1 protein-coding gene is annotated in these 1,171 nt (G+C 50.8%); it reads right to left on the bottom strand.

Going from position 1 to position 1,171, the window contains the following annotated elements:
• Positions 1-1,171: elongation factor Tu (tuf, locus tag BM135_RS16425; protein WP_092521601.1), on the bottom strand; the 1,171-nt coding region annotated here is incomplete at both ends.

Genomic DNA, 1,171 nt, shown 5'->3' with positions numbered 1-1,171 from the left:
TTAGCAACAACACCAGCACCTACAGTACGGCCGCCTTCACGGATAGCAAAACGCAGACCCTCATCCATTGCGATTGGGGCAATCAGGTTAACGATCATGTTGATGTTATCACCTGGCATGACCATCTCAACGCCTTCTGGCAGTTCGATAGTACCGGTTACGTCTGTGGTACGGAAGTAGAACTGTGGACGGTAACCTTTGAAGAATGGAGTATGACGGCCACCTTCATCTTTGCTCAGGATATACACTTCAGATTCGAACTGAGTGTGTGGGTGGATAGAACCTGGTTTCGCCAGAACCTGACCACGCTCAACGTCATCACGCTTAGTACCACGCAGCAGAACACCTACGTTCTCACCAGCACGGCCTTCGTCCAGCAGTTTGCGGAACATTTCAACGCCGGTACAAGTTGTTTTCGTGGTTTCTTTGATACCCACGATTTCTACTTCGTCACCGACTTTAACGATACCACGCTCTACACGACCGGTTACAACCGTACCACGGCCGGAGATGGAGAATACGTCTTCGATTGGCAGCAGGAATGGCTTGTCAATGTCACGCTCTGGTTCTGGGATGTAAGAATCCAGTGCTTCAGCCAGTTCAATGATCTTCGCTTCCCACTCGGCTTCGCCTTCCAGCGCTTTCAGAGCAGAACCACGGATGATTGGAGTGTCGTCGCCTGGGAAATCGTACTGAGACAGCAGCTCACGGACTTCCATTTCTACCAGTTCCAGCAGCTCTTCATCATCAACCATGTCACATTTGTTCAGGAATACGATGATGTATGGAACGCCTACCTGACGACCCAGCAGGATGTGCTCACGAGTCTGTGGCATTGGGCCATCAGTTGCAGCAACAACCAGGATCGCGCCGTCCATCTGCGCAGCACCGGTGATCATGTTTTTCACATAGTCGGCGTGGCCTGGGCAGTCAACATGTGCGTAGTGACGAGTTGGGGTATCGTACTCTACGTGAGAAGTAGAGATGGTGATACCACGCGCTTTTTCTTCTGGTGCGTTATCGATCTGATCGAATGCACGAGCGCTACCGCCGTAAGTTTTTGCCAAAACGGTGGTGATTGCAGCAGTCAGGGTAGTTTTACCGTGGTCAACGTGGCCGATAGTACCAACGTTAACGTGCGGTTTTGAACGTTCAAACTTTTCTTTAGACA

The organism is Xenorhabdus japonica, assembly GCF_900115195.1.
Classification (GTDB): domain Bacteria; phylum Pseudomonadota; class Gammaproteobacteria; order Enterobacterales; family Enterobacteriaceae; genus Xenorhabdus; species Xenorhabdus japonica.
Note: the sequence above shows the minus strand (reverse complement) of the source record. Positions and strands in the feature narration are given on the sequence as shown.